The organism is Reichenbachiella sp., from assembly GCF_039944555.1.
GTDB lineage: Bacteria > Bacteroidota > Bacteroidia > Cytophagales > Cyclobacteriaceae > Reichenbachiella.
In genome coordinates this window covers 448,272-469,328 of record NZ_JBDUYN010000007.1, presented here as the reverse complement: position 1 = coordinate 469,328, position 21,057 = coordinate 448,272, and the positions used below count along the sequence as shown (strand labels likewise).

The following is a 21,057-nucleotide window of genomic DNA, read 5'->3' as shown; positions in this document are numbered from 1 at the left end:
TGGTTTTAATTTTTTGTTCCAAATGTTCTATATTCACCACCAATTTTGGAAAGTGTGAAACCCCCATTTTTTGTTTTTGAATGTATAATATAGGAATAGGAGACTTATGGCTGCTAGTGTAGAATATAATGAGGATAGTATAAAGTCGCTGGATTGGCGTGAGCACATTCGACTAAGACCTGGTATGTATATAGGTAAACTTGGAGATGGTTCAGCCGTAGACGATGGAATTTATGTACTTGTAAAAGAAGTCATTGACAACTGCATCGATGAACATGTCATGGGCTTTGGTAAAACTATTTACGTGAAGGTTGGAGATCATCGTGTAGAAGTTCGTGATTATGGTAGAGGCATTCCTTTAGGCAAAGTAGTCGACTGTGTTTCTAAGATTAATACAGGCGGTAAGTATGACTCTTCTGCTTTTCAAAAATCAGTAGGATTGAATGGTGTGGGTACAAAGGCGGTGAATGCGTTGTCTTCCTATTTTAAAGTACAGTCCTTTAGAGAAGGGGAGACTAAGGTGGCTGAATTTGAAACTGGCCAGTTAACGAACGATGCTAAAATTGCCAAATCGAACGATCGCAATGGTACATTGATCTCGTTTGAGCCCGACAATACTGTATTCAAAAATTACCATTTCATTCCGGAATATCTTGATAATCAGATCTGGAATTATGCTTTTTTGAATGCCGGACTGACCATCAATTTCAATGGTCAAAAATATCACAGTGAAAATGGTCTGCTAGACTTGCTCACAAGAAAATCAAACGTCGACAATATTAGATACCCAATCATCCATTTGAAAGGAGACGATATTGAAATAGCGCTAACCCACTCAAATCAGTATGGAGAGGAATATTATTCATTTGTCAACGGGCAATACACTACTCAAGGAGGTACACATCTAGCTGCATTTAGAGAGGCGATCGTAAAGACAGTTAGAGACTTTTATAAGAAAGATTACGATGCGGCAGATATTAGAGCCAGTATCGTTGGCGCAATTGCGGTAAGGGTTCAAGAACCCGTTTTTGAATCTCAGACCAAGACCAAGTTGGGGTCAATTAATGTGGCACACGAAGGACCCACAATGAGGAGCTTCGTGTTAGATTTCATTCGAAAAGCACTCGACGATCATTTGCATAAGAATGCTACAGTCGCTGATGCCTTGCTCAAACGAATTTTGCAATCGGAACGAGAGCGAAAAGAAATCGCAGGTATTAAAAAATTAGCAAATGATAGGGCTAAAAAGGCTAATCTCCATAACAAGAAATTAAGGGACTGTCGCCTGCATTTTGATGACAAAAAGGGGGATGAGGACAAGCGATCTGAAACCATGCTTTTTATTACTGAGGGAGATTCTGCCAGTGGATCGATTACCAAGTCCAGAGATGTGCAGACTCAGGCCGTATTTAGCCTTCGTGGTAAACCATTTAATTGCTATGGGCACACCAAAAAAGTTGTTTATGAAAATGAAGAGTTCAATCTACTTCAACACGCATTAAACATTGAGGATGGAATCGAGGGCTTGCGCTATCGTAAAATTGTAATTGCAACTGATGCCGATGTAGATGGCATGCATATTCGTTTACTTCTGCTGACTTATTTTCTCCAGTTTTTCCCAGAATTGGTCAAAAGTGGTCATGTATTTATTTTAGAAACCCCGCTTTTTAGAGTACGAAATAAAAAGGAAACAATTTACTGCTACAGTGACGAAGAGAGGCAAAGGGCTATTGCCAAATTGGGAAGTAAGCCGGAGATTACTCGATTTAAAGGACTTGGAGAGATTTCTCCAGAAGAATTTGGAGAATTCATTGGTGAGGACATTCGCCTGGAACCTGTCATTCTACAGAAGGACACCAAAATCGAGGATTTACTAAAGTTTTTTATGGGTAAAAATACACCAGACAGACAAAATTTTATCATAGACAAGCTGAGAATAGAAAAGGATTTAGTGGAGGAAGAATTAGTTTAATCAATGGAAGAAAATAATAACATCAACGGTCAGCACTCATCTGATGAGCCACTTCATGACGTGGTTCCTGTTTCGGGAATGTACGAAAATTGGTTTTTGGACTATGCTTCTTATGTAATACTTGAAAGAGCGGTTCCTGCTATCAATGATGGGCTAAAACCTGTACAGCGCCGTATCCTTCATGCCATGAAGGAAATGGATGATGGTCGATATAACAAAGTAGCCAATATAATCGGTAGTACGATGCAGTATCATCCTCATGGAGATATGTCTATCGGAGATGCTATGGTGAACTTGGGCCAAAAAGACCTGCTGATTGATATGCAGGGTAACTGGGGAGATGTCAGAACAGGAGATAGAGCGGCTGCTTCAAGATATATTGAAGCTCGTCCTTCGAAATTGGCTTTGGACATACTTTACAACCCTCAAACTACTGAATGGCAGCTTTCTTATGATGGGCGAAAAAAAGAACCCGTAACGCTCCCAGTCAAATTTCCATTGTTATTGGCTCAGGGAGTTGAAGGTATTGCTGTTGGACTGTCAACAAAAATTTTGCCTCATAACTTTTGTGAGCTCATTGATGCATCTATCAGACATTTAAAGGGTAAAAGCTTTAAGCTTTATCCAGACTTTCTGACTGGTGGAACGATTGATATTGAAGAATATAATAAAGGTCATCGGGGTGGTAAGGTAAAAGTGAGGGCCAAGATTGAAGAGTACGACAAGAAACAACTGGTGATCAAAGACATTCCGTTTGGGACTACGACGACTAGTTTGATTGAATCGATCATTAAGGCCAACGATAAAGGAAAGATCAAGATCAAAAAAGTGGTTGATAACACGGCCAAGGACATTGAAATATTGGTTCAACTGGCACCTGGTGTATCACCTGATATTACCATTGATGCATTGTATGCCTTCACAGATTGCCAGGTATCGATATCGCCTAATGCTTGTGTGATTGTCGAAGACAAACCATTGTTCACCAATGTCCATGAAATCCTGAAGATCAATACCGATCAAACCGTGGATTTGCTCCGACAGGAGCTGGAAATTAGGAAAGGGGAGTTGCTAGAGAAAATACTCTTTTCTTCGCTAGAGAAAATATTTATTGAGAATCGCATTTATAGAGACATCGAAGAATGTGAGACCTGGGAATCCGTTTTGGAAACTATAGATCAAGGGCTAGAACCATTTAAAGCACAGTTCTATAGAGAAATTACCCAAGATGATATTGTAAGGTTAACAGAGATCAAAATCAAGCGTATATCGCGATTTGATGCGTTCAAGGCTGATGAATTGATGCGTAAGCTTCAGGAAGAATTGGCACAAGTGGAGCATCATTTGGCTAACATCATCGATTATGCAGTTGATTACTACCAAAATCTTCTAACCAAGTATGGCAAAGGGAGAGAGAGAAGAACAGAAATTTCATCAATCGAGACTATAGCTGCTACAGCAGTTGCTGCAAACAACGCTAAACTATATGCGAACTTCAAGGATGGATTTATTGGCTATGGCCTGAAGAAGGACGAATTCATATCTGATTGCTCTGATTTGGATGATATCATCGTTTTCCGAAAAGACGGAAGATGTGTAGTTACTAAGATTCAGGACAAAGTCTTTGTTGGCAAGGATATAATCTATGCTGGCGTCTTTAAAAAGAACGATGAACGTATGGTATATAACCTGGCTTATCTTGATGGCAAGTCAGGCCGTACCATGGTAAAGAGGTTTAATGTGACCTCTGTAACTCGTGATAAAGAGTATAACCTCACAAAAAGTGAAAAAGGATCGAAGGTTCATTATTTCACAGCCAATCCTAATGGAGAGGCAGAAGTTGTTACAGTGTATTTAACGGCAGGTGCTAAAGCGAGAAAGAAAATATTTGATTTCGACTTCGCAGAAATTGACATTAAAGGCCGAGGTGCTGGAGGGAATATTCTGACCAAATATCCGGTGAGAAAGGTAGACCTAAAGTCTGAAGGAAAGTCAACACTGGCTGGTACTAACATTTGGTATGATGAATCGATCGGCAGACTCAATCGTGATGAACGAGGCATTCATTTAGGTAATTTCAATGCTGATGACAAAGTTATTTGTTTCTATAAAGATGGTAGCTACGAGCTAACTTCATTTGAACTTTCTAACCACTACAACGACGGCCAAATATTCAGTATTCATAAATTTGATCCTGAACAAATACTTTCAGTGATTCATCAAGATGGAGAGTCTAAAGTGGTGTATGTCAAGCGTTTCGTTATAGAAACTATGACTGTTGGTAAGGCCTTTTCGTTTATCAATGAGTCTGCAAATTCAAAAATGTTACATATCTCAGTGGCATCTGAGCCTAAAGTAAAGGTTACCTATCGTAAGAAGGGTGAACGATCGAAAAGCCAAAAGGAATTGTCTTTAGCTGATCTGATCGAAAAGAAGGGCTGGAAATCAATCGGTAATAAATTTCCAATTCAAAATATAAGTGGAGTTGAAGAAATCGCAGTAGCTTCAGAGGATGCTGTAGGTGCCACTGAAGAGGCTTCTACAGTGGATCCCCATGTGCTTGAGGGCCTGAAGGCCGAAGTGCAAAAAGAGGTGGAGGAAGAAGATTTAAGTAAACCTGGCTTTGATGTAGGTAGTTCTATAGATCTGGATACTGATAAGAGTGATGATGAAAAGGATCAGCTTGGACTCTTTGAATAGCATATCATATCAAAAAGAACTGTTGGACTATTTGTCCGACTATGTCACAGAAAATAAAAAAACCCGGTTTGAAGATATCTTAAGTCAACGAACTCGCCATTTGACGATTGTGCTTGAGGATCTGTTTAAAGCCCATAACGCAAGCGCGGTCATGCGAACAGCAGAAGCTATAGGAATTCAAGATATTCATGTGGTAGAGCAACGCAATGCCTATGATTACAATCCTTATGTGCTTAGAGGGGCTGGTAAGTGGCTAACACTGCATCGATATAATGAAACGGATCAGAATATGAAGATGTGTTTTTCTCATCTGAAAAAACAAGGCTACCAGATACTGGCCACTTCGCCTCATGAATATGCCAAAGACTATAAAGATTTTAAAATCACTAAAAAAACGGCTTTAGTTTTTGGTGCTGAAGAGACCGGTATTAGCGATTATGTCAAAGAACATGCGGATGCGTTTGTCAAAATTCCGATGAGAGGGTTTACCGAGAGTTTTAATATATCAGTAAGTGCAGCTATCATTCTTGAAGAATACAACCAGCAATTAAGAAACAAGTGCAAAGATTACCACTTAACGCAGGAAGAGACTTTTGCGTTGAAGTTGGAATGGTATCAGAAAATGGTACCAAATGTTGACTCTCATTTAAGAGCGTTTGAAAAATCATATAGAAGTAGGAAAGGATAAGTAAGTATGTTGAAGACGATTAAGTGGCTGGTTGTAAGTGTCCTTTCATTCATTGTGATTTGCAACGTCTGGATTGTTGGTACTACGTATCATGGGGTTATTGAAGACAGCAGGGAGTTACGAGGAGCTGAAGTTGGGCTTGTTTTTGGCACAAGTCAGCATCAGGTTAAAGGTGGATCCAACCCATTTTTCCTGCACCGTGTAGAGTCAGCCAAGCAGCTGCTTCAAACTGGGAAAGTAGAAAAACTCATACTAAGTGGATCCAAGGATTCTATATACTATGATGAAGCTGAAGCCATGAAGGCAGCGCTTATCCAACAGGGAATAAATGCGGAAGTTTTACTACTTGATAAACATGGAAATCGTACTATTGAGTCATTGACAAGATTCAGAGACGTATACGGATACAATCAGTGTATTCTGATAACACAAGAGTATCATGCCTATAGAAGTCTTTTTATTGCAAATAGACTAGGCTTGGATGCCCAGTGCTATATTGCTGAGACTCCTGATAGAAGGGCACATGTTTGGGCACTCCTTAGAGAATTACTGGCAAGAACAAAGGCGGTCATAGATTTGTATATTTTACCTGAAAAGAGTACTTAACTACTGATAAATTCAAACATTATTTTTTTTCTTCAACCCTTATAATAACTTCGCTTCAAACTTGGTGAATTACGCAGTTTACGCTTAATTTATTGAATTGACTTAAATGAAGCCTGTTCTTATGGATACGTACCTTGAAGATATAAATACTTACGAGTTCTCCGAAGAACCATTAATCCTGCAAAGCGAATATTTCAATATTAAAATCCTTAAAGCAGTTGAAGAATTAGGAGGAAAGATTGACTTGAAGCCAATATTGACTGGCTCAGCCCAGTCTCTGGCTTACACTCAATTTTCAAAATATTTCAAGAGCCGTCAAACGCTGACTGTCGAAGAAAAGAAAAAATTCGTAGAACATTACCTCGCTCATTGTGGGTTTGGTAAAATATCGCTACGTTCGATATCTAACAAAGGCGGGCATGCCGAAATGCTCTCAGATCACTATGCCTCTGCATGGGTCAAATATTTTGGGAAGCGGTCGACTGACCAACCCGGAGTTGGATATTTTACCTGTGGTTTCCTCTGCGGTGTAATTGAAGCCATATTCGATGTGCCACCCGGTACGTTCGATAGCAAGCAAACTAAGTGCATCTCGAAAGGAGATGATAAAAGTAGATTTGAAGCTTTTCGAGGTCTGAAAAGAAAATTAAATCCATCTCCAGGATTCGGCAAGCAACAGGAAGAAGACGAGCCTCTTACAGATACCAGTGGCATCAATGACCAAAAAGTAATTGGTTCAATTGTAAACTTGGAGATGAGCGGTTTGGGAAGCGATTCTTGTTTTATCGAGGACTTTGATACAACCTGGACAAAGCACTATGCGAACTATCATCCGTTAGTAATGATTAGACTGTTGATGCAGGCTGAAAAGAAACTAGGCAAAGGAGGTATTGCACATATAAGAAAAATATTTACAGAGGCGGCCGAAGGTAACGCCTATTTTACGCTTGGGAAAATACTCAATTCACCTTTTTGGGTAGAAAATGTAGCCGCAAATCTTGACTCAGACTTTAATAGCATGTGGCACGCTTGTTTGGACATTATGACTGGGTTCGGTCATGGCAAATGGGAGCTCGCAGAGGGCAGTTCTACAGAGTACAAGGTCAATGTGATTAATAATCCCGAAACAAATGCTTTTCTTAAATTAGTGGGTAATACAAAGGCCCCACTTGGTTATTGTACCGGCGGCTTTCTGACAGGAGTGGCTAATTACGTAAGACAGAACCCCAAGCCAACAGCGGTAGATCAAGATTTTGTAGAGCAGATGAGGTCATCCAAAGGAGATATATCCTACAAGGAGGAACAATCCAGAATGATTGGATCAGAAAAGGATATGCTTATGATCCTTGTTCATTAAAGGACCACAAGCGTATCTAAAATCTTAGTCTGATAAATGTCCAGACATGTACCAGGCTCCTCCAGCTAATGCCATATCTTTTAGCAGGCTAGACATTCCCATTTGCATATCACCATTCATAACAGCAACTAAATGAATCAAGAGTGCAAAAAGCAATAGCATGAGACCCAATAGTTGAGTTGCTAATTTGGCTTTTTTGCCAATAATGATGGCTATCGCCGCCGCAACAAGTGCCAGTCCCGTAAGGTAAACCCAGAAAACGCCGCCTGGGATAAATGAAGGGACCATTCCGGCCATTTCATTTCCGCTCATAAAGTGAAACAGGCCAAAAATGGCCATGGGCACAGCATACATATACTTACCGGCAATTGGTAAATTGTTCATATTGAATTTGGTTTAGTTGAATAAAAGGTTATCTGTATCAACAGATAAATTACTTAAATTTTGGGAGATAAGCAATTGCATATAACTGTTCGATCTGTACATCTTAATGGCTCAACTAAAAACTATAATTCAGAAAATGCTTATTATGAGATATAGAAAATGGGTAGTTTACCGTCATACCCGGGACTGAATCTAGGCGCCGTTACAACAATGCGCCGTTCTTGGAATTAAGTAACGTGTCATGATTATTTATTTAAATTAAACATGCACACTTATACGCCATAGGGTACCTTGATTCCCGATAAATGGTCTGGGTTACTCAAATGGGTTAACAATAGACGTATTATTGGAAATGAGTTGCACTATCTGGGAATAGAGTCCCTGCGTGGTTCTAGGCAATCAGGGGTGCAGTTAGAAGGAGTATTTGTTTGATTCTTCTTTGTATCTGTAATAAAGTCCCAAAGTTCAGTAAAGCCAGCTCTGGGCCTGGTACTGACACAGCTCCCACCAATGAGTGAACAGCTTGATGTGTTAGAAAATACAGTTTGGGTGCAGTCAAAGCATCTCTCGCCACTTAGCGTATAGGCCGTAATCAAAAGACTAGCAAAAACCAGAGTTGAGAAAATAAGTTCTTTACGTCTCATACAATTAAGGACGAAGATAGGATAATTGAGTTATGCAAGTCAAGTAGAAAATTATGCAGTTCAGTCAATTATTTGTGCAAACGATGTTGAATTTTGCTCCAAATTAGTTGATTTTGGACATAGTTCCGTATAAGCAATTAATATACATCACGATTGAAAAAAACAGTTATAAATATCATTGGCATACCACTCGTAACCATTGGACTGTTTGTTTTTCAATGTAGTGATCCACGATTTTATTTTTCGGAATTGATTTGGTGCTTCTTTATTTCTATAACCTTGTGGCAGGGCAATGGTTGGCTGATCAAGTTGCTAAATCGCCATCTACCATGGAGGCAGCCTGCTACATATAGAGTTTTGATTCAGATTGGCCTTAGTGTCTTGTTTACCATATGGCTTACCTATTTTGCTGTTAAATATTTATACGCAGGAGTCTATCATGCACATTTTAGTTCTTTGGTTTTTCGAGGAAACCTGTTTGTGTTTCTTATTATATCGCTACTCTACAATGCTGTGTATACCGGCGGGAATCTTTTTAAGCAATGGAGGGAATCCATTGTAGAGGCCGAAGAATGGAAACGACAAAATCTGATATCTCAGTACGAAGCATTAAAAAATCAGATAAACCCGCATTTTTTATTCAATAGCATCAATACTATGCTTGGTCTGATCGAGAAACATCCGAAATTGGCAATAGAATTTGGCCATCGATTTGCCGAGATATATAGACAAATATTAGTAAAAGGAGCCAAAGAGCTTATAACCCTGAGGGAAGAAATTCAAATTATTGATATTCAAAGTGAATTGCTAAAGTCAAGATTTGGCAAAGCTTTGAATATTATAAGTAACATACCTGAGAACGTGATGGACAAATTGCTACCACCACTGTCATTACAACATTTGATAGAAAATGCAATTAAGCACAACCAAATTTCAACTAAGTGTCCGTTGAAGATTGAATTAGATGTTGAAAATGACCTGATCCGAGTAGTTAACAATAAACAGGTTAGAAATTACAAAACTCCATCTACTGAAACAGGTCTAAGTAATATTAGAAAGAGATACCAATATTTTACGGACCGAGAGGTTGTTATAGCCGATAACGAAGGTTCATTTTCTGTGCAAATACCACTTTTAGACTCAATTAAACATGCAAGCACTTATAATAGAAGATGAGCTAATTGCAGCAGAAAGACTGCAGGAGTTGATCAAAAGATGTGATTCAGATATTGAAGTAGTAGCGATTCTTGATAGTGTCATTGACACTGCCAATTACTTGAATGATCATCATCCCGATTTGATCTTTCTCGATATTCAGTTGTCTGATGGTATATGCTTTGAACTTTTCGAAAGACTAGAAATAGACATACCTGTCATTTTTATCACTGCCTATGATGAATATATGCAGGAAGCTTTTAAAGTGAATAGTATCGACTATTTGCTCAAACCCGTAAGAAAGGAAGAATTAGAAGCGAGTTTGGCCAAACACAAAAGACTAAATGGTAAAGCATCCAGTAGAATACAACTGCAACAACTTTTTAAGGAATATATAAAATCAAGAGCAACCTATAAATGCAGATTCATGGTAAAGTCCGGTAGAGGTTTTATTTCCTTAGATGTCCAGGAGGTTGCTTATATCTGCTCCGAACATAAACTCAATCTGCTCGTCACTCACGTTGGGAAAAAGTATGTTGTGGACTATACATTAGATCAGATGATTAGTATGCTGGATCCAAAGAATTTTATTAAAGTCAATAGAAATTACATCGTTTCTCATAAATGTATTGTTAAGGTCGAACCCTATTTTAATAATCGTATGTTGGTCATTGTAAATCCGTCGTGTAAAAACGACTTACTAGTGAGTAGAAATTACCTTCCTGATTTTAGGCGTTGGATGGGGTTATGATGATTAGCTACTAATTCTTTCGGGCTTCACCAGTATGACTTGTTCCTTTGATAGAAGCACCTGACCTGGTAAGCTACCTTTTGGTTTTCGAACATACTTCTTAGGTGTATAAATCACAGGACATAGTGTATCTGCCTTTCGTTTGGAATGCCATGCGGCAATTTGTGCTACTTTCTCAATTGTGAAGATGGGTATGCTAATGCCTTTGGGGTTTCGAATAATTACGTGTGATCCTGAAACGTCTTTCGCATGTAGCCAAAGATCATCCTTCCTTGCATATTTTTGAGTCAGCAAGTCATTGTTTTTTGCATTTCTGCCAACAAATACCTGAAACCCATTTATATGATGCTCGATAAAAGGGGGGGATTCGAGTTGATTTTTACCTTCTTTTTTGGAGCTCTCAAGCGATTTCAATGATTTAATGTCTTTCGAACTCGAGATCACTTCTTGCTTTTTAAGCAACTCCCTTAAAGTTTTTTCTTTTGCACTGATATTCTGGCTGAGTATTTCAACTTCTTTTACCTGATTCTTAGCCTTTCGATACATACTTTCAGCGTTCTTTTGCAAAGACTGATTAGGTTTTATTTTTACTTTGATTTGTTGACTAGAATAAAAATCAAATAATTCTATTTCCTTGGCCTGCGGATTGACTTGAACATGTAAATTGGCCATCAAAATATTTGCCAGTTCATCATAGCCTCTTCTCTTTTTGATTTCCGATAGTTTGGCCTTTGTTTGATTCAAATAGGATTCGCTTTTTTTAATTTCTTTTTTTGTCTGCGCAAGCAGTTTGGACTTGAGTTTGGATAATCCATGGTTCGTGAAGAATTGCCGAGCTAAAAAATTAGATGCGGCGATTGGATCGTCAAAAGACTGTAAATAGTTTTTGGGTTGAAATAATAACAGTTTAGGTATTCCGTCTACCTCGGTTATGTAATACAAAGGATTATTAAGTTGATGGAGCAGGGCATGTAGAATTTTTAATTTCAACTCATGGTCGTTGGAGTCATAGAATCCTTCGGCCTTCAAGTGGTTCTTTATGTGTTTATCAAAAGTAGGGTAGACCTTGATCAGCTCAAATTCCGATTCAATTAGTCTCTGATCACTTTGGTCTATTTCGCGATCTAGCTCACTCAATTTAACAGATTGGTCAATTTCAATACTTTTCTTAAAAAGTGAGTCAATTGTATCCTCGCGAAATAAGATTACGTTGGCATGGCGGCCATGAAGTTTGAATAGAAGTTCGAAATCATTTTCTAAGCGGATTGAAAACGATCTTTCATTTTTAAACTGCTTGATATTTAATACTTTAAGGTCGTGTATTTGACTGAAAAGATCAATGGAATTTTTACGTGCCCTGGCAAAGCTCTCAGGAAAAGAGAGGAGGGAACTTTCATTGTCTAGATTCGCCTTGATTAAGAATGGATCGTCTCCTTCAAAAATCATGATCAGTTCGTCTTTGTTTTGGGAAAAAATAGCTTGTATTCTCCTGTTGACCAAACGATGCTCCAAATGTCCAGATAGTTGTCTTAGGAAGTAATAATTGAATTGCATTATCCTTTTAAAATCAGGCCGTCATAGGCTAAGTATACGTTCTCTGGTAATTCGTTTTGAACATCTCTATGCAAGCCCATATAGTGACTAAGGTGAGTAATGAAAGCTCTTTTTGGTTGAATGTCTGCGATGAATTCAATGGCCTCGTCCAATGTCAGATGAGATATATGTGGTTTTTTTTGTAAAGCATTGATTACCAAGACATCAAGCCCCTTTAGTTTTTCTCTTTCAGGAGCGGAAACGGTTTTTGCATCTGTGATATATGCCATATCACCAAACCTATAGCCATACACAGGCAATTTATGATGCATAACTTCAATGGGCTGTATTTCAATTTCACCGATGGTGAACGGCTTATTTTCAATTTCATTCAAAATGACACTTGCAACACCGGGATACTTTGACTCAGCAAACATATAAGCATAGTCTCTTTTGAGCTGGTCTAATACGGAAGGTCGACCATAGAGAGGCATATCAATTTTCTGTTTGAAGTTGAAACTACGAATGTCATCCAGGCCGGCGGTATGATCCTTGTGCTCGTGGGTATACAACACAGCATCCAGCGATTTGATTCTGTTGGTGAGCATTTGTTGTCTGAAATCCGGACCGGTATCAATCAGTATGTTAGTTCCATTTTGTTCCACGATGACGGAAGAGCGAAGCCGTTGATCATGAAAGTCCAGACTATGACATACTTCGCAGTCACAAGCGATCACCGGTATACCTTGTGATGTGCCAGTGCCAAGAAATGTAAGTTTCAAATCTTAAGGGCGGTTTGGGATAGTTCCTTGAGGAGAGCTTTGTTCTTGTCACTCAAGTGAGATGCCTCAATGTTTACTTCCTTCAGAATTTCCAACAAACAATTGATTTTGCCATCAAGAGTATAAAATTTGTTGACGATGGCCACTTTGGTGTCTTTTAGGAGGCAGTAACCAGACTGAAAATTGCCTTTTTCATATCTAAGCACATAGTCCGATTCCGAAAAAAGATCTTCCAGTTTGTTCAGAAAGTGCTTCGAGTATTTAATCATCCGCTGAAATGTAGTTCTTTACCTTATCTACTAGAATATCAAAATTTAATGGCTTAGGAATATATTCATTAATTCCTACTTCTTTAAAATCATTTATAGAATAGTTCTTAGCGTTTCCGGTTATGGCAAGGATTGGAATCTTAGACTTGATTGGATCAGGCATTTTTCTGATTGCCTTTGCACATTCCATACCATCCATTTTGGGCATATTAATATCCATTAGGATCAGGTCATAATCTTCTGCATCCAACTTATCCAAGACTTCCTGCCCATTTTTCACGGAGGTAATGCTAAAGTTCTGAATTTCAAGTATTTTTTTAGTTAAGTTTTGAATGACTGAACTATCTTCTGCAATAATAATTTTTTTCATAGAAGGTTAATTAAACGACCTGCTTCCTCGAGCAACAAAATATGCGTCAAGTTAAAAACAAATCGATCAGATTTGAAGAATATTTTTGTAATTTTCTCTAAACTCAATAAAAGACTCCTGTATCGTATCCAATTGTGCTTTTAAATTTGTGGTATCTGCGGATTTTAATTGTAATTCTAATTTGATGACGTGATTGGCGAGCTTTTCAATTCCTAATGTTCCCGCACTTCCTTTCAGGGTATGTAATTCCTTTCTGATTTCTTCTATCTCGTTATCTGCAAAATGAATCATACAATTTTTGATGAGCTCATTTGCTTCTATTTCGAAATCTGAGAGTACAGATTCTAATAAATCCGGTCCGCCAAACTTCGAAAGTTGATCAAGGGTTTCTTTATTTAAAAGAAGGTCACTAGCCTGATCGGGTCCTTCTGAGGTGGCTACTTCTGTAGGGCTGTACGCGATATATTCCTTGACTTTATCAATAATCGTAATTGCGCGAATGGGTTTAGCAACATAATCGTCAAGCCCTTGCGACATAAATTTGGTGCGATCGTCCTCCATTGAATAGGCCGTCATGGCTACGATAGGCGGAAGGTTCGAAATCCCCAAAGATTTAATGTTTTGCGTAGTTTGGATGCCGTCCATTTTGGGCATCTGTATATCCATGAACACAAGATCAAGCTCATTATTTTTAACTACCTCTATAGCTTCCAGACCACTGGAGGCTAAATGAACCTGACACCCCGATTTTTCAAGTATTTGACTTGCTACAGTTCGATTCACTTTGTTGTCGTCTACAACCAATATTCTAGGCATCACGCTTACAAATTCTTTAGAGATTTGCATCGGCTCTTCAGGTTCGTGAGAACTTGTATGCGTATCGTCTGCCAGCATTTCGCCCTCAAACGTAAACCAGAATGTACTTCCTAATCCAGGAGTAGAGACAACGCCTATATCTCCACCCATTGAGCGTACGAGCTCTTTTGAAATAGCAAGGCCTAGTCCGGTTCCTGAATAGACTTTAGTACTCGAGTTGTCCAATTGATTGAAATTGATAAACAAATGTTTGATTTGTTCCTTTGGTATCCCAATTCCTTCATCTTTGATTTGGACCTTAAATGTGCATTTATTTTCGGTTTTTTTCTTAAGCCTTAAACTGATATCAATAATGCCCTTGCCGTCTGAAAATTTGATAGCATTGCTTACCAGATTCGACAATACCTGGAGCAACCGGGTTTCGTCCAGCATGACAACAGGCGGTATCTTATTGTCTATGTTATAGTTTAAATAGATATTGTGTGCATTTGCTTCTTTGGAAAATAGATCGTACAAACGCTGAAATATGGTAACCAGACTGATGGGCTTTTGCTTCAGCTCCATTTTGCCTGCTTCTATTTTTGACAGATCTAAAATATCATTCAAAATATCCATCAAAGTCTGAGATGATTTCTTGATGGTTTTCACATAATCAAACTGTTCAGTATTCAATTCAGTACTACCGATTAGGTCAATCATTCCGATGATTCCGTTCATAGGTGTACGGATTTCATGACTCATATTGGCCAGGAAGCGTTCTTTAATGGCCAGTGATTTCTCAGCAAACTCTTTGGCCTTTCTTAGTTCCTCGTGTGCTCGTTTAATCTCTGAAATGTCACGTGCGACTCCCTCAAAACCAACGGCCTGCTTGTTTCTAAATAATACACGTACATTACACAGAAAGTCTATTTTGTCGTCGTCCTCTGTCTTATAGGAGGCCTCGAGATTTTGAAATTTGTGTTGCTTTAATAAATTCCTGAGAATGGTTTCTGCTGATTCTCCAGAGGTGAAAAAGTGTGTGATATTTCTGCCAATCACATCTTCCGGTTCCAAGCCTAATGACTCTTTGGCTGATGGACTTATCATCAAGAGTTTTCCATTTAAATCACATCTAAAATAGATATCCTGAATAGATTCAAATATCTCCCTGAATTTAGATTCGCTTTCTGATAGAGCCAGTTCTGAGCTTTTCTTTTCAGTGATGTCATTCGAAATGACGGAAACTTCCTCAATTGTTCCATCTTCCTTTACGATAGGGTTGATAAAAACTTCAGACCAAAAGGCTTCTCCACTCTTGGATGTTACTTCGTTTTGGAAATTCAACGCCTTTCCTTTGAAAGCCTCGTTGTATTTTTTCTCCCAAAATTTATTTATGCTATCGTTTAGCTTGTTTTTTTCTTTTGCATAGTCTTTTCCGACCTTGGCATTAATTCCATAGCTGTCCTTGAGAGACTTGGCATAGTTAATATTGAATGATGTGAGATTATAGTTGTCGTCTACGGACCAAATATGGTGACTACTGCTTTCAAAAATTGCCTTCAGCCGTGCTGCCTGATCTACTATTTTTTCCTCATTTATTTTTCGTTCAATTGCAAGAGAAATTTGACTCGCCACAAAATATAAGAGCTCCAAATCTTTTGCTCCAAAATCAGATCGATCATCGTAAGAATGTGTACTTAGCAATCCGACTGCCTTGTTGCCAACGGTAATTTGCACGCCTAGCCATACCTTTGGGAAGTCTCCCTTGAACTTCTTGTGAACCTTGACGACTGCCTCTTTTATTTGCTCTTCATAGATAATTAATTGCCTTGTTTGCCCTTCCATTTGATCAGCGATCAAATCAATGACCATTTTTTGATTTTCGAGTTGAACAGAATCTTTAAACTCTGATCGAACGTATGCCCCTGATGCATTGGATTTATCACTTAGTTTTAACTCAATGGATAAATTTTTGATATTTAAAAGTCCTTGCAGTTCGTCAAATAGTTTGGAATATAAGGTTTCAAGTTGAGGCCCTTCAATGTTGAAATCTGCAATTTTGTAGTACAAGCTTTGCGCTTTTTCAGCTCTGATTCTTTCAGTAATATCATAAAAAATGCCTCTGAACTGAGCGTTGCCATTCATATCGAATGAACAATTGACTCGTCCGGAAACAAAAATATTCTTACCCATGTCAGATACGAATACAGTTTCGAATCTGTCTACCGCTTCACCTTTAATGATTTTATCAAGATTGGCTACGGTTTGTTCCCAATTTTTTGGGTGTACTAATTTCTTAAATTTGATTTTATTGAGTTTATCCTTATAGCCCAGTTTCTCTACCCAGGCCTGATTTACGAACTGAAAGACACCGTCATGATCGAAGGTTTGAATTAAGTCATAAGAATTGTCAAATAGTTCCTTTAGCTGATCATTACTCTTTTCAAGTTGTTTTTTAACCTTTTTTTGTTCAGTTACATTTTCTCCAATCAGATTAATGCCAGAAACTTCATTGAAACTATCCTTAAGAAGTATGACATTGAATCGAACGTGTATTTCGTGCTTATCTGTCGTAAAAAACTTGCCAGCAATCGCGCCACTATATTTACCTTCTCCTGCTATTTGGCCAAATTTTTTCTGATTGATTTTTATTGATGCATCCGGAATGAAGAGGTCGAACAAATTGGCTCCGACAACATCTTCCTTTTTCATGTCTAGCGTTGAAAGGAGTTTATTGTTGCAGAAGGTTATGCTTCCTTCCGTATTGGTAGACATGGCCACAACTTCTGACTCGTCCAATGACTCCTGAATTTGATGTTCAGACTCCGTAATGGCCTTTTCTCGTGTTGTTTCTACCTCAAGTGCTTTGCGCTCGGTCGTGTCCAAGGCTGCGGCTGCGTATCCTATAAACTTTTTGTTTTTCGCATATCGCGGAGTTCCTGACTCTAATAACCAACGATAATTTCCTTCGGCATCTTTGATCCGAAATGAATATTCATAATTCTTTTTCTTAGAAATTGAAAACTCAACAGTACTACTATAGGCGGCTAAGTCATCAGGGTGAATATTCTTGGTCCAGTTAGAATAGGCCTCATCCTTGGATGTTCCCAACAGATCAAACCATCCTTTGCTGAAATAGGTGATGTCATTTTTCTCGTCCGTAATTTTTATGAATACGGGAGCGGCATCAGTAATATTACTCGTAGAACTGACAAGGTTTTCTGTATTTTCCACCAGGTCGAAGTGCACGAGAAATCGCTCATCCTTAACCTTGCTTATGGTCGCAATGGTTGCAAACGATTGACCATTCTTATCAAGAAATTCAAATTCAAATGAGTCAGATTTAGTTCTTTGTGCACTTTTGAAATTGTCGGTCCAGGTCTTGCTACTCCGTTCCCCATCGGTCTGGAAAATCGGCATGAGCTCGTCAATCGTTTTCTCGGAAAAATCACTCGCAAAAACAAACTTCTCCTCAGCCTTGGGACTAAATTCAATAACATTACCTTCTTCGAAAATAACAAAATAACTGGCGGATGACTCAAGCAGAAGATCATACTTGTTATGTATCTCTTTTAGCTCACTTTTAAGCTTTTCGACTTCACTCAACAACTCATTTCTGCCTTGATTCAGCATACGGTATTCGAAATTATATTGAAATGACAGATTAGGCCTGAACAGTAATTTATATTTTTTCAGGAAAATATGTTACGATATTTAATAATAAGCGAAAGAAAAAAAAACCATTTTATTTGGCCAGTTGAGCAAGGATCTTATTTCCCCGATTTACAATACCGGGCGTGCCATATTGGATTGCATCTTCAATTACAATTTTTAATTCTGATTTGAGCTCCGGATAAGTTTTACATACATTATGCAGAATGGTCATTGAAAAGGCTTTGACTGCTATGGTTTCTGAAGAGGATAATAGATATTCAAAACACTTTTCAACCAACAGGCCTTGGTACTTTTCTGGTATCTCTTGTTCTTGCAGCAGTCTTACCGTATTTCTTCTAATAGCTACTTCCGGATTGAGCTGAAGATTTTCGATCATTTTGCCGATATAAGGCTTAATCAATGCGGGGTGTCGATCAACACAATGACTGACGGCGTGGGCTGCTCGCTGGGAAACCCTATACTCGGGGTAAAAAAACAACTGCATCAGATCATCGAACAACCTGGTGTCTTGTCCGATGTGATTGGCAATGCAAATTGCATTTTCCTTGCTGTGCTCTATTGCCAGCTGAGTTTCTAAATTCATCTATTTATTTTCAACATGAGGAAAGAATAAGCTGATTTGTGTAAACGCATTTACTCTCGACTCAATTTCAACTCTTCCACGATGCGAATTCATAATTTGTTGCACCAAACTCAACCCAATTCCTGATCCGGTCTCTTTTGTTGTGAAAAAGGGTATCATGGCTTTTGACAATGAGTCAGAATCCATGCCGCAACCTGTATCCCGAATTTTCAAACACATCCATTCATTTTTGTGTGCAAAAGACAAGTAAATATGTTTACTGTCAACTGCTTCTAATGCTTGAATACTATTGGTTATCAGATTGACCATTATTTGTTCAAACAGAACAAGATCTGCATAAAGGTTTTCATGGTCATACTTTTCTTCTATTGAGATACCGGAGAGTTGAGCCTTAAATAAATGTAAAATTCCCTCAATGCTCTCGCGAACGTTGAATGTCTCTGATTGAGGTGGTGGAATCTTTATGAGCTTGCGATAATCTTCCATAAAAGTAAGCAGACCTTCTGAGCGACCTTTTATGGTTTTCAAACTCAGCTCAATATCAGACAGTTCTTCATGATGTTTTGAATTCTTCAATATCAACAGGGTAGTGTCGGACAGCGATGTAATAGGAGTAAGGGAGTTGATAATTTCATGAGCCAAAATCCTAATCAACTTCTGCCAGGATTCTATTTCTTTGGATTGAAGTGGACTCGAAATATCCTTGAAAGTGAAAATGGTCTGGGGTTTATCCAATAGTTTGAACGTGGATTTATTGACCAGTAATTCAACCTTTTGACCCGATATATTCTGACCGGTTATGATTTGCGAATCTGACAATTCCTCTAAGACTGCTTTGAGACTGCGATCACTTTCAAAGCGGTAATCTGATCTGATTTGCCTGGCCACCCGATTGATGAGCATTATTTTATTGTTTTGGTCAAACGCGAGTAAGCCCGTTTCGATATTATCTATAAGCTCTTGGATGAATAAATATTGCGCCTCGTACTTGGTTTCCTTGGTTTTGTAGAGTTCAAGTGTGTTTTGAAACCTTTCATATAGCAAGGCAAATGATGCATTTTCAGCTTTTGGAAACTTGGCGGTATAATCTGTGTCTCGGAGTGCAAGAATAAACTTGGAAAGTTCGCTATTGGTTTTGTTTACAAACTGAACCAGAGAAACGATTTGTAGTATTAGAAGTATTGCAAGGAAAAACAAAGTATAGAGTAAGTCTCCGCGATCAAGCAAATAGGAAATGCCAATCAAATTGAAAAGTATCAATACTATCCGAAGCACAACATGTACGGTAAATTTATTGTATGCCATATTTTTCCAGTCTTCTGTGTAAGGCTAATCGATCAATACCTAGTTCCTTAGCGGCATGCGTAATGTTTCCGTCATGCAGGGCCATGGCCTTTTTGATAAATGTAATCTCCATTTGTTTGAGGTCTAATGAATCTGCATTTGAGAATTTTTCAACTTTAAACCTTGAGCTTTGAAAATCGGAAGCTAGAAGTTTAATGCCGTCTGCTAGAATGACCGCTCGTTCTATAGCATGCTGAAATTCACGAATATTACCAGGCCAATTCATTCGTTTGAGTTTTTCCATTTCTAGCTCAGCAATCGTGAGTGTCGTCTTTTTGTATTTGAATTTGTATTCGGAAAGAAAATGCTGCATAAGCAACGGTATGTCTGGTAATCTTTCTGCTAAGGATGGCATTTTGACTTCCACTGTGTTGATGCGATAAAGCAAATCTTCCCTGAATGTGCCCTGTTCTACCATTTCATAGAGTGGCATATTTGTGGCACATATCAATCGTATGTCGACACTTATCTCTTCGTTAGAACCCAATCTGGTAAATTTTTGGTTCTGTAAAACTGATAAGAGTTTGGCTTGCGAAGCCAATGACAGATTACCAATTTCATCCAAAAACAAAGTGCTTTTATGAGCCAGTTCCAATCGCCCCTTCTTTAATTGAATGGCGTCGGTAAAAGCACCTTTTTCATGACCGAATAGTTCGGATTCAAATATGGTTTCGCTAATGGCTCCCATATCTATGGTAATCATGGAACGCTCTGATCTAGCTGAATTTTGATGAATGTACTTAGCAGCCAGTCCTTTCCCAGTCCCATTTTCACCAAGCAGAAGAATATTGGCATCTGTCGCGGCTACTTTGTCCAATGCTTGTTTTACTCGAACGAACTCTGGTGCGCGGCCTACAAAGCCCTCAACGTCTTTGGCTTCATTTTCTGAATAGTATTGTCTGGAGTTTTTGAGATCAGCCACCTGTTTTCTACTTTCGGCTAATTTGATGGCCGTTTCCATGGTGGTTAGAAACTTTTCATTTTTCCAGGGCTTGGTGATGAAATCTATAGCTCCGCATTTGAGTGCCTTGACTGCCATATCAATATCTCCATAGGCCGTCATAAATATGACCAAGGTATTTGATTGAATTTTCAAAATCTCTTGTAAAACTCCGAAACCATCATCTCCATCATTTTTTCCTTTTTGAAAATTCATATCAAGAAGCACAATGTCTATCAGATGCTTTTTGAAATGGTTAGAGATTTTTTGTGGATTTAGCTCAACATATACCTTGCTATAGTATTGTTTAAGAAACAATTGTGCCGAAGTGAGTATGCCGGCATCGTCATCGACAATGAGTATATTTCCGTCTTGAAAATCTTGGAGTGGATCCATATTCTCAAAACTATTCAGTTTGGTTCATATTCAAACAATCAACTGTTTGATTTCAAACAGTTATAATTAAATAAATTATTGTGATACTCTCTATCTATTTGATAATCAATGAT

16 protein-coding genes are annotated in these 21,057 nt (G+C 38.4%); 7 read left to right on the top strand and 9 right to left on the bottom strand.

The features are described from left to right. Positions 1 to 106: 106 nt before the first annotated feature. The 5 genes from ABJD64_RS10560 (at position 107) to ABJD64_RS10540 (ending at position 7,323) form a co-directional block, all read left to right on the top strand. Positions 107 to 1,972: a DNA topoisomerase IV subunit B gene (locus tag ABJD64_RS10560; protein WP_348178491.1), complete on the top strand. Its 1,866-nt coding sequence runs from the start codon at positions 107 to 109 to the stop codon at positions 1,970 to 1,972. A 3-nt stretch (positions 1,973 to 1,975) separates the two neighbouring features. Beyond that, positions 1,976 to 4,672, top strand: coding sequence for a DNA gyrase/topoisomerase IV subunit A (locus ABJD64_RS10555; RefSeq protein WP_348178489.1), 2,697 nt, complete (start codon positions 1,976 to 1,978; stop codon positions 4,670 to 4,672). Then, the gene (locus ABJD64_RS10550; protein WP_348178487.1) at positions 4,665 to 5,360 is read left to right on the top strand and encodes an RNA methyltransferase; all 696 of its coding nucleotides are present in this window, start codon (positions 4,665 to 4,667) and stop codon (positions 5,358 to 5,360) included. The genes ABJD64_RS10555 and ABJD64_RS10550 overlap by 8 nt, the downstream gene beginning before the upstream one ends. Positions 5,361 to 5,366: 6 nt before the next feature. Next, complete coding sequence (locus ABJD64_RS10545; RefSeq protein WP_348178486.1) at positions 5,367 to 5,966, top strand: ElyC/SanA/YdcF family protein; 600 nt, start codon at positions 5,367 to 5,369, stop codon at positions 5,964 to 5,966. 121 nt (positions 5,967 to 6,087) lie between these two features. Further along, a complete protein-coding gene (locus ABJD64_RS10540; RefSeq protein WP_348178484.1) occupies positions 6,088 to 7,323 on the top strand; it encodes a hypothetical protein in 1,236 nt (411 codons plus the stop codon). A gap of 24 nt (positions 7,324 to 7,347) precedes the next feature. On the opposite strand, the gene ABJD64_RS10535 is transcribed toward ABJD64_RS10540, so the two are convergent. Further along, entirely contained in the window at positions 7,348 to 7,707 is a 360-nt protein-coding gene (locus tag ABJD64_RS10535) for a DoxX family protein (RefSeq protein WP_348178482.1), read from the bottom strand. 797 nt (positions 7,708 to 8,504) lie between these two features. On the opposite strand from ABJD64_RS10535, the gene ABJD64_RS10530 reads away from it, so the two are divergent. Further along, positions 8,505 to 9,527: a histidine kinase gene (locus ABJD64_RS10530; protein WP_348178480.1), complete on the top strand. Its 1,023-nt coding sequence runs from the start codon at positions 8,505 to 8,507 to the stop codon at positions 9,525 to 9,527. Beyond that, a complete protein-coding gene (locus ABJD64_RS10525; protein WP_348178478.1) occupies positions 9,502 to 10,257 on the top strand; it encodes a LytTR family DNA-binding domain-containing protein in 756 nt (251 codons plus the stop codon). Before ABJD64_RS10530 ends, ABJD64_RS10525 begins: the two co-directional genes overlap by 26 nt. A 3-nt stretch (positions 10,258 to 10,260) precedes the next feature. Here ABJD64_RS10525 and ABJD64_RS10520 read toward each other — a convergent pair whose 3' ends face one another. From ABJD64_RS10520 to ABJD64_RS10485, 8 genes are all read right to left on the bottom strand, one after another. Next, the gene (locus ABJD64_RS10520; protein ID WP_348178476.1) at positions 10,261 to 11,811 is read right to left on the bottom strand and encodes an NFACT RNA binding domain-containing protein; all 1,551 of its coding nucleotides are present in this window, start codon (positions 11,809 to 11,811) and stop codon (positions 10,261 to 10,263) included. Then, positions 11,811 to 12,572, bottom strand: a complete 762-nt coding sequence (locus ABJD64_RS10515) for an MBL fold metallo-hydrolase (RefSeq protein ID WP_348178474.1) — start codon at positions 12,570 to 12,572, stop codon at positions 11,811 to 11,813. Before ABJD64_RS10515 ends, ABJD64_RS10520 begins: the two co-directional genes overlap by 1 nt. Further along, positions 12,569 to 12,841 carry a hypothetical protein gene (locus ABJD64_RS10510; protein WP_348178472.1) on the bottom strand — a complete coding sequence of 91 codons (273 nt, stop codon included), beginning with the start codon at positions 12,839 to 12,841 and terminating at the stop codon, positions 12,569 to 12,571. The genes ABJD64_RS10515 and ABJD64_RS10510 overlap by 4 nt, the downstream gene beginning before the upstream one ends. Continuing rightward, entirely contained in the window at positions 12,834 to 13,211 is a 378-nt protein-coding gene (locus ABJD64_RS10505; RefSeq protein ID WP_348178470.1) for a response regulator, read from the bottom strand. Before ABJD64_RS10505 ends, ABJD64_RS10510 begins: the two co-directional genes overlap by 8 nt. A 66-nt stretch (positions 13,212 to 13,277) precedes the next feature. Next, positions 13,278 to 17,639: a PAS domain S-box protein gene (locus ABJD64_RS10500; RefSeq protein ID WP_348178468.1), complete on the bottom strand. Its 4,362-nt coding sequence runs from the start codon at positions 17,637 to 17,639 to the stop codon at positions 13,278 to 13,280. Between the two features lie 112 nt (positions 17,640 to 17,751). Beyond that, a complete protein-coding gene (locus ABJD64_RS10495; RefSeq protein ID WP_348178466.1) occupies positions 17,752 to 18,264 on the bottom strand; it encodes a hypothetical protein in 513 nt (170 codons plus the stop codon). Next, positions 18,265 to 19,569: an ATP-binding protein gene (locus ABJD64_RS10490; protein WP_348178464.1), complete on the bottom strand. Its 1,305-nt coding sequence runs from the start codon at positions 19,567 to 19,569 to the stop codon at positions 18,265 to 18,267. Then, positions 19,556 to 20,944 carry a sigma-54 dependent transcriptional regulator gene (locus tag ABJD64_RS10485; RefSeq protein WP_348178462.1) on the bottom strand — a complete coding sequence of 463 codons (1,389 nt, stop codon included), beginning with the start codon at positions 20,942 to 20,944 and terminating at the stop codon, positions 19,556 to 19,558. Before ABJD64_RS10485 ends, ABJD64_RS10490 begins: the two co-directional genes overlap by 14 nt. Positions 20,945 to 21,057: the final 113 nt, after the last annotated feature.

Excerpts from the sequence above, each read along its gene's own strand:
- ABJD64_RS10525 (WP_348178478.1), top strand. The coding sequence starts at position 9,502 with ATGCAAGCACTTATAATAGAAGATGAGCTAATTGCAGCAGAAAGACTG.
- ABJD64_RS10560 (WP_348178491.1), top strand. The coding sequence starts at position 107 with ATGGCTGCTAGTGTAGAATATAATGAGGATAGTATAAAGTCGCTGGAT.
- ABJD64_RS10555 (WP_348178489.1), top strand. The coding sequence starts at position 1,976 with ATGGAAGAAAATAATAACATCAACGGTCAGCACTCATCTGATGAGCCA.
- ABJD64_RS10500 (WP_348178468.1), bottom strand. The coding sequence starts at position 17,639 with ATGCTGAATCAAGGCAGAAATGAGTTGTTGAGTGAAGTCGAAAAGCTT.
- ABJD64_RS10540 (WP_348178484.1), top strand. The coding sequence starts at position 6,088 with ATGGATACGTACCTTGAAGATATAAATACTTACGAGTTCTCCGAAGAA.
- ABJD64_RS10495 (WP_348178466.1), bottom strand. The coding sequence starts at position 18,264 with ATGAATTTAGAAACTCAGCTGGCAATAGAGCACAGCAAGGAAAATGCA.
- ABJD64_RS10510 (WP_348178472.1), bottom strand. The coding sequence starts at position 12,841 with ATGATTAAATACTCGAAGCACTTTCTGAACAAACTGGAAGATCTTTTT.
- ABJD64_RS10505 (WP_348178470.1), bottom strand. The coding sequence starts at position 13,211 with ATGAAAAAAATTATTATTGCAGAAGATAGTTCAGTCATTCAAAACTTA.
- ABJD64_RS10520 (WP_348178476.1), bottom strand. The coding sequence starts at position 11,811 with ATGCAATTCAATTATTACTTCCTAAGACAACTATCTGGACATTTGGAG.
- ABJD64_RS10545 (WP_348178486.1), top strand. The coding sequence starts at position 5,367 with ATGTTGAAGACGATTAAGTGGCTGGTTGTAAGTGTCCTTTCATTCATT.
- ABJD64_RS10535 (WP_348178482.1), bottom strand. The coding sequence starts at position 7,707 with ATGAACAATTTACCAATTGCCGGTAAGTATATGTATGCTGTGCCCATG.
- ABJD64_RS10485 (WP_348178462.1), bottom strand. The coding sequence starts at position 20,944 with ATGGATCCACTCCAAGATTTTCAAGACGGAAATATACTCATTGTCGAT.
- ABJD64_RS10490 (WP_348178464.1), bottom strand. The coding sequence starts at position 19,569 with ATGGCATACAATAAATTTACCGTACATGTTGTGCTTCGGATAGTATTG.